Origin of the sequence: Roseibium sp., assembly GCF_050301095.1 — a bacterium.
In the GTDB taxonomy this organism is placed as follows: domain Bacteria; phylum Pseudomonadota; class Alphaproteobacteria; order Rhizobiales; family Stappiaceae; genus Roseibium.
Genome location: NZ_JBNKYW010000108.1, coordinates 1 through 4,636, shown reverse-complemented (window position 1 = coordinate 4,636; position 4,636 = coordinate 1). Strand labels below are relative to the sequence as shown.

Sequence of the window (4,636 nt, the reverse complement as noted above, 5' to 3'; positions counted from 1 at the left end):
GGCGACACGGTCAACCAGATCGCGACTGACTTCAACGCCAGCCAGGACCAGTACGAGATCACTCCGGTCTTTAAAGGCTCCTACGAAGAAACCCTGACGGCGGGCATCGCGGCCTTCCGCGCCGGTGAACAGCCGAACATCATGCAGGTCTTCGACGCCGGCGCCGCCACCGTGATCGGCGCCAAGGGCGCCACCGTTCCGGTTCAGGACCTGCTGGAAGACAACGGCATCGCCTTCAACATCGAAGACTACATCTCGGGCGTGCGTTATTTCTACGCCGACAGCGATGGCAAGATGATCGGCATGCCGTTCAACTCCTCCACGCCGATCCTCTACACCAACGAGGAAGCGCTGAAGAAGGCCGGTGTCGAAGCTCCGAAGACCTGGGAAGAGTTCCAGGAAATCGCTCCGAAGCTGAAAGAAGCCGGCTACGTGCCGCTCGCACAGTCCCACCTGCCGTGGATCTTCACCGAGAACTTCAAGTCCCGTCATAACCTGCAGTTCGCGACCAACAACAACGGTTACGACGGTGCGGAAGGCACCACACTGGTCTTCGGCGAGCCGATCAAGAACCACTTCAAGGCCGTCAAGGGCTGGCTGGATGATGGCCTGTTCGGCTACTACGGCACCGGCTGGGGCGACAACCAGACGCCGTTCAACGAAGGCAAGGTCGCCATGTGGCTCGGGTCTTCCGGTTCCTTCGGTGGCATTTCCAAGACCGTCGAGTTCCCGTTCTCGGCCACCTACCTGCCGTACTGGGATGCTGTTGACGGCGCCGGCACCGGCACCTTCATCGGCGGCGCGGCCCTCTTTGCCATGTCCGGCAAACCGGATGAAGAAAACAAGTGCTCCGCCTCCTTCTTCCAGTATCTGACGTCTCCGGAAGTCCAGTACATGTGGCACAAGGAAACCGGCTATGTGCCGATCACCAATGCCGCTTACGATCTGGCCAAGAAGGACGGTCACTATGACCGCAACCCGGCTGCCGAAATCGGCATCAAGCAGCTGACCCTGCCGGGCGGCGAGTGGACCAAGGGCTACCGCATGGGCTTCTACGTCCAGATCCGCGACGTCATGAACCGTGAATACGGCAAGATCCTGTCCGGGGAAACGTCCGTTGACGAAGCCTTTGCAACCATCGAAGCCGACGGCAACAAGCTGCTGGAGCGTTTTGCAAAGACCACCAGCAACTAAGCCTTGCTGAATTACCCCTTATGGGGGCGCATCGCGCCCCCATTTCCTTGAGTGGTGCGGGTCGGCGGGTTCACTGGTGGCCCGCTTCCTCGTTTCCGGTGGCCGAGAAATGTTCGCATGAAAAAAGTCCAGTTTCAGTCCGTGTGGCTGCCCTATCTGCTGCTCCTGCCGCAGCTAGCCATCGTGACGGTCTTCTTCCTCTGGCCTGCAGCGGAAGCGATCCAGTCATCCTTCTATCTTGAAGATCCGTTCGGCTTCGGCGCGACCTTTGTGGGTCTCGACAACTTCAAGGACACGCTGACATCGACCGACTATGGCCGTGTGGCACGGTTTACCGCCGTCTTCACCTTCTTCGTGACCTTCCTGTCGCTCGGCATTGCCTTGCTGCTGGCGGTCAAGGCGGACAAGGTGCTGCGCGGCGCTTCCAGCTACAAGACCCTGCTGATGTGGGTCTATGCCGTCGCCCCGCCCGTTGCCGGTCTGATCGGCGTGCTTCTGTTCGACCAGCATGTGGGGCCGATTGTCGACCTCTTCGCCATGTTCGGCTGGCAAATGCAGATCGGCGTGAACTACTTCGACACCAGTTTCGCAATGATCGTGACATCGGTCTGGAAACAGATCCCCGTCAACTTCATCTTCTTCCTGTCCGGCCTGCAGGGCATTTCCAAATCCGTTCAGGAGGCCGCCAGCATCGATTGCCGCTCCGGTTTCCGCCGGTTCTGGACGGTGACCTTCCCGCTGCTGGCGCCGACGGGTTTCTTCCTTTTGATCATCAACATCACCTACGCCTTCTTCGACACGTTCGGCATCGTCGACGTGATCGTGAAGAACGAGCCCGGCAACAACCCGGTGACCCTGGTCTACAAGGTCTACCTGGACGGCTTCCGCGGCAACGACCTCGGCGGATCCTCCGCCCAGTCGGTCATCCTGATGGTGATGGTGTTCATCCTGACAATCATTCAGTTCCGCCTGATCGAGCGGCGCGTGCACTACACGTAAGGAGAGCCGGTGATGAAAAAAATACAGATCTCGGATCACGTGATCCTTCTGCTCGGCGTCTTCTTCATGGTCACACCGGTCGTCATGGCCTTCATGACCAGCACCCACGATGCGCTGACGATCTACAAGGAAGGCATCCAGTTCACGCCGGGCGGCCATTTCCTTGAGAACTACGAAGCGGTCCTGTTCCAGGCCGGCGGCTTCACCAAGGAAGTCAACGGTTTCGTGATGTTGAAGAATTCGATGATCCTTGGCCTCGGCTTTGCCATCGGCAAGATCGTCATTTCCATGCTGGCCGCCTACGCGATCGTCTATTTCCGCTTTCCCATGGCGACACTCTGCTTCTGGGTGATCTTCGCAACCCTGCTGCTGCCGCTGGAAGTGCGCATCCTGCCGTCCTACGAAATCGTGCAGTCGCTCGGGCTGGTGAACACCTACACCGGCCTGATCGTGCCGCTGATCGCCTCGGCGACTGGAACCTTCTTTTTCCGGCAGTTCTTCATGTCCGTTCCCGACGAGCTTCTGGAAGCCGCCCGCATCGACGGTGCCGGTCCCTGGAAGTTCTTCAAGGATATCCTGGTGCCGCTGTCCCAGACGATGATCGCGGCAATCTTCATCATCATGTTCGTCTACGGCTGGAACCAGTATCTCTGGCCGACCCTGATCACCACCGACGAGAGCCTGTTCACCCTGGTTCGCGGTATCAAGCAGATCCTTCAGGTCTGGGTGGGCGCGCAGATCCCGGATTTCAACGAGGCCATGGCGCTGGCGATCCTCGCCATCCTGCCGCCGGTCATCATCGTGGTGGTCTTCCAAAGCTGGTTTGTCAAAGGGCTCGTCGAGAGCGATAAGTGAGGAATTAAATGGCAACGATTACTCTCGACACCGTCCGAAAGGTGTATGCAGGCAACGTGGAGGCGGTCAAAGGCGTTTCCATCGATATCGCCGACGGTGAGTTCATCGTCCTGGTCGGTCCCTCCGGATGCGGCAAGTCCACCTTGCTGCGCATGGTGGCCGGCCTGGAAGACATCACCACCGGCGACATCAGGATCGGAGACCGGGTCGTCAACCAGGTCGACCCGGCGGATCGCGACATCGCGATGGTGTTTCAGAACTATGCGCTCTATCCGCATATGTCGGTCTACAACAACCTGGCGTATGGCCTGAAAAACCGGGGTATGGACAAGGGCGAAATCGACCGCCGGGTGAAGGAAGCCGCGCGCATCCTGGAGATCGGCGACTACCTCGACCGCAAGCCGCGGGCCCTGTCCGGCGGCCAGCGCCAGCGCGTCGCCATGGGCCGCGCCATCGTGCGCGAGCCGGCAGCGTTCCTCTTCGACGAGCCGCTCTCCAACCTCGATGCCAAGCTGCGCGTCCAGATGCGCGTGGAAATCAAGCGCCTGCAGCGCGCGCTCGGCACGACAAGCGTCTATGTGACCCACGATCAGCTGGAAGCCATGACCTTGGCCGACCGGCTGGTGGTTCTGAACGGCGGCAACATCGAACAGATCGGCGCGCCGATCGACGTCTACGACAAGCCGGCCTCCACCTTCGTCGCCAGTTTCATCGGCTCTCCGGCCATGAACCTTCTAAACGTGAAGGCGAACGGCGAAGGCCTTGCGCTGGAAAACGGCCCGGGCCTTTCCGGTGCCAACACGAAAGGCCGCGACCGCTACACGCTGGGCATCCGGCCGGAGCACATGGAGGAAGTCGACGGTCCCAACGGCGGTGACGGGGTTCTTCTGGAAGCCGTGGTGAACGTTCTGGAGCCGGTCGGCGCGGAAAGCTACATCTACGCAAGCCTTGCCGGAGAGGGCCCGGAAATCGTCGTGCGGGTCTCCAGCCATGCCCGTCACGAGGCCGGCGAAAAGCTCTACCTGAAGGTAGCACCGGAAAACCTCCATTTCTTCGATGCGGACACCGGCCGCCGCGTCGACTGATCTCTTGAAAGTCGGGAATGGCGGTGTAACGAGGGCCGTCGGATCCGATCCAGCCACCCCGGGCAACCGGGGTGGCTTTATTATGCTGCATCGAACAGTCAAGCCGCCAAACGATGCTCTGCCGAATTTGCGCCAGCTTGGTCCGTATTCTCTCTAGAAGTCATCCCCGACTTGATCGGGGATCCAATCCACCTTTCCACGCGTTCGGTCCTTCCAGATCGGGCGCATTCCTTGCTGTCAGTGGTGAGTTGAAACTGCAAGGCACTGGAAGAAAGTGGATCCCCGATCAAGTCGGGGATGACCGTGGAGGGTAAAACAGGATGCCTCTCCTGACGGTACTTGTCAGGAAGATGGCAGGAGGTGTCTGGATCTCCTGCCAGCCCTCTGGCACACCATGCGGAAACCAAAACAGGAGCCGCTGCGTGGAACCGTTCAAGAACAAGATTTCGTCCGATCTCGTGCGTTGTATCGCCGGTCACTTCGAGCGGCGGTGCGGCGGCTTC

At 59.8% G+C, this 4,636-nt stretch carries 5 protein-coding genes; 4 read left to right on the top strand and 1 reads right to left on the bottom strand.

What is annotated here, in order from left to right:
* The 4 genes from ACQY7U_RS09560 to ACQY7U_RS09545 all read left to right on the top strand — a co-directional run.
* A partial coding sequence (locus ACQY7U_RS09560) for an extracellular solute-binding protein (protein ID WP_428643855.1) occupies positions 1-1,194 on the top strand: 1,194 nt, incomplete at its 5' end.
* 117 nt (positions 1,195-1,311) lie between these two features.
* Positions 1,312-2,193, top strand: coding sequence for an ABC transporter permease subunit (locus tag ACQY7U_RS09555; protein WP_428643852.1), 882 nt, complete (start codon positions 1,312-1,314; stop codon positions 2,191-2,193).
* A gap of 12 nt (positions 2,194-2,205) precedes the next feature.
* Positions 2,206-3,048 carry a sn-glycerol-3-phosphate ABC transporter permease UgpE gene (gene ugpE, locus ACQY7U_RS09550; RefSeq protein WP_428643850.1) on the top strand — a complete coding sequence of 281 codons (843 nt, stop codon included), beginning with the start codon at positions 2,206-2,208 and terminating at the stop codon, positions 3,046-3,048.
* An 8-nt stretch (positions 3,049-3,056) separates the two neighbouring features.
* Entirely contained in the window at positions 3,057-4,133 is a 1,077-nt protein-coding gene (locus ACQY7U_RS09545) for a sn-glycerol-3-phosphate import ATP-binding protein UgpC (protein WP_428643848.1), read from the top strand.
* Positions 4,134-4,231: 98 nt separating this feature from the next.
* Here ACQY7U_RS09545 and ACQY7U_RS09540 read toward each other — a convergent pair.
* Positions 4,232-4,636, bottom strand: a 405-nt coding sequence (locus ACQY7U_RS09540) for a hypothetical protein (protein ID WP_428643847.1), incomplete at its 5' end; no start/stop codon positions are given.

What these genes read in the sequence shown, in the direction of transcription:
- ugpE (WP_428643850.1), top strand. Translation starts at nt 2,206, where the DNA reads ATGAAAAAAATACAGATCTCGGATCACGTGATCCTTCTGCTCGGCGTC.
- ACQY7U_RS09545 (WP_428643848.1), top strand. Translation starts at nt 3,057, where the DNA reads ATGGCAACGATTACTCTCGACACCGTCCGAAAGGTGTATGCAGGCAAC.
- ACQY7U_RS09555 (WP_428643852.1), top strand. Translation starts at nt 1,312, where the DNA reads ATGAAAAAAGTCCAGTTTCAGTCCGTGTGGCTGCCCTATCTGCTGCTC.